Annotated in this window: 3 protein-coding genes; all 3 read right to left on the bottom strand. The window is 24.4% G+C overall.

Annotated elements, in window-relative coordinates; genetic code table 4:
• Nucleotides 1–101: 101 nt before the first annotated feature.
• The 3 genes from EHV01_RS04480 to EHV01_RS04470 are packed head-to-tail and all read right to left on the bottom strand — an operon-like array spanning nucleotide 102 to nucleotide 2188.
• The gene (locus tag EHV01_RS04480) at nucleotides 102–833 is read right to left on the bottom strand and encodes a hypothetical protein (protein ID WP_422066392.1); all 732 of its coding nucleotides are present in this window, start codon (nucleotides 831–833) and stop codon (nucleotides 102–104) included.
• A gap of 14 nt (nucleotides 834–847) precedes the next feature.
• Nucleotides 848–1606, bottom strand: coding sequence for a hypothetical protein (locus EHV01_RS04475; protein WP_422066391.1), 759 nt, complete (start codon nucleotides 1604–1606; stop codon nucleotides 848–850).
• Nucleotides 1607–1618: 12 nt separating this feature from the next.
• Nucleotides 1619–2188: a hypothetical protein gene (locus EHV01_RS04470; protein WP_422066390.1), complete on the bottom strand. Its 570-nt coding sequence runs from the start codon at nucleotides 2186–2188 to the stop codon at nucleotides 1619–1621.
• Nucleotides 2189–2809: the final 621 nt, after the last annotated feature.

Below are 2809 nucleotides of genomic sequence, written 5' to 3'. Positions count from 1 at the left end.
TWATCAAATTTATCAAATTTCATAATTTTAGATTCCTATAATTTCTATTTTAAATATATTTTATAGGAATTTTAAAATAACTAGGTTATGCAAGAAGTCTATTATTCTTGTTTAGATGATTTTAAAACTTCTTGTTCTTGCTCTTCTAAAACAGGTTTTTGTACATAAATATTTTTCTTTTTTTCCTTTAAATGATTTAAACTATACTTTTCTTTATTATACTTAATCGTTTCTAATTCAACAAGGCGCTGACGTCGTAATTCTAAAGTTGCTAATTTTGTTTCTACTTGTTTCATTTGTTCTTCATCTGCTAAATACTCAAATTTTTTTCGTAAAATTCATTGTTTTTTTACTTCACGTCATAATAAAAAATATGATAAAAAAATTACTAAAAAACAAATAATAAGTAAAGTAAAACCCACAATAAAATAATTATTCATAGTGTTAAACATATTCATAAAAATTACTGCTAAGGTAAAACATGTTGTATAATATATTATTGCAAAAATACTTGAAATAATAATTCAACTTTTAAAACTAGCTGCTTTTTTTAATTTTACATATGGCAAACCAATAAAACAAAAGAAAAAACAAGCACAAATTAGACCAACAATACCAGCAATAATATAATGTAATTCATAAGTTCGATGGGAAATAACACCTGTTAAATTTTTAATATTATTATAAGCCATTGCACAACCAGCACTAATAAAATAACCCATAAAAGTTCCTAAAATTGAAAAACTAATAACTAATAAACGTGCTGCAACTTCAATTCGTGTATTTCATTGGAGTGCTAATTCATCTAGTTTTGAACTAATTTTTGTTAACATAATAGTTTTTCTCCTTACTCTCTTAGTGCTCTAATTTGGTTTGATATTTCATTTTCTAATTTGGTTTGATATTTTTTACGATCACTTTTTAAAAATAAGCACCCCAATATAAAACAACAAAAAGCAACAATCGCAATTGAAGGTAAAACAAATGGGTTAATATTTAATCCAGCAACTGAATTTTTAGCATAAATAAATTGTAAAATAGCTAATCCAAGAATTGAAAAGCAATTAATATTACCAACAATACTAACAATAATTATTCAAATATTAACAGTTTTTAATGTTTTAGTAATTAAAATTGGAATTGTTATAAAAAAGAATGTTGTAACCCATAAAATAGCTAATAAAATAATTATTCCAATTACAATTGGTTGACCAATTACTACAATTTGATCAGTAAATGGAGTTTTAAATTTGGATAATAAAGAAATAATAAATTGTGCTCCTACCTGCCCTAACGTTGGAATATATATTAGAGCAACTACAATTAACAATAATTGTGAAAAGACAATTAAAGTTCTCGCTATTGTTTCACTTTTAGTAGAAAAATAATACTTACTTGCTTCAATGTTGTATTGGTAAGGTAATGGACGAATTTGTTGCTTTCGATTTAATTCATATTCCCCTAATGATTTTACGGTGTGATCAATAACAGTTTTATCTAAATTTTTTAAAACTGGCGGACGATTATCAACAACAAACTGCATTTTTTTTACTACTTTTGCTGATTGTTCTTGATTTATTGTTTTACTATTTTCTGTTTTTTTCATTAAAGCACCTTCCTATTCAACTATATTTAATTTAGAACTAAAATCTAAACTTTCAGCAACAGCAAGGTTAATTCGTTTCTGCTGACGAATTGCTGAGAATCATAATAAAAAACTACCTCAAAATAACATTAACATACAAAGTCCAGCCATAATTACCCCTGGTAAATTTAGCCGAACAGGAATATAAAGATATGCAATAATGCTTAATCCTAACATTAGTAAAACAAAGATGCATCCGACTGTATTAAAAATAATTCCAGTTACCTTTAAAAGTTTAATATTACGAACAATTAATGTTGGAACTACAAATATTAAAGAAAAGATAATCCCAAACAGAGCAATAACAATGGTAAGACCACGAAAAACACCATCAGCTAAACCAAAATTATTAAAAACGGCAGGAATTGGTAATTTACTAGTTGCAATCATTGCTAAAGAAGCTGATACAATAATAATTACTCCTAGCATAACCGCTTGTCCAATTAAAATCATAACTCTAGCAATAACTTCCATTGGTGTAGTAAAATACATTCTTGTTAACCGAACATTATTTTTTTGAAAATCTTGTGTTGCTTTCTTCATCAATAATCACCTAATTTAATAATTTCTCCCTTGTTTACAATAATTATAGCATTTTCTTTTAAAAATACTATCTTTCTTAATAAAAGCTTAGAATAAATTTTTAGGTACCGGCTATACATAAAAAAGCAAGATTAAACGATTAAAATGCCACCAGAAAATAATCATTAATCTTGAAGTTATAAACTATATTAGACAAAAATTAAAGTTACGTTGATTATCAGAATAAATTTTATGAGAATATCAAATGAAATATCATGAAAAATTAGGACCCAGTTTATCAGAAAAATCACTATATGCCTTATATTATTTAACTGATTTTTTTATAATTCTTCTTGTATTTTTTTAAGGTCTTTTTCTACTAAATCAAATTCTTTTTTTACTTTTTCTAATTTTACTTTTTCATAATTAAGTTTTTGTTTTGTAACATTTTTATCTTTTATTGTATAACTATTATTTTCTTTTCCTAAAAAGATTTCATAATCAAATATTTTTATTATAAATTCGTCTTTTTCTTCATTAGACTTCTTGCATAACCTATTAAAATAATTGTAAATATTTTTAAAAAGATACTAATAGCAAATTATAGTTTTAATTAATTATGTCTTTTATTTAAAAATTTAA

Origin of the sequence: Spiroplasma sp. hy2, from assembly GCF_044714365.1 — a bacterium.
Taxonomy (GTDB): Bacteria; Bacillota_I; Bacilli_A; order Mycoplasmatales; family Mycoplasmataceae; genus Spiroplasma; species Spiroplasma phoeniceum.
This window is presented reverse-complemented; position numbering and strand designations above follow the sequence as displayed.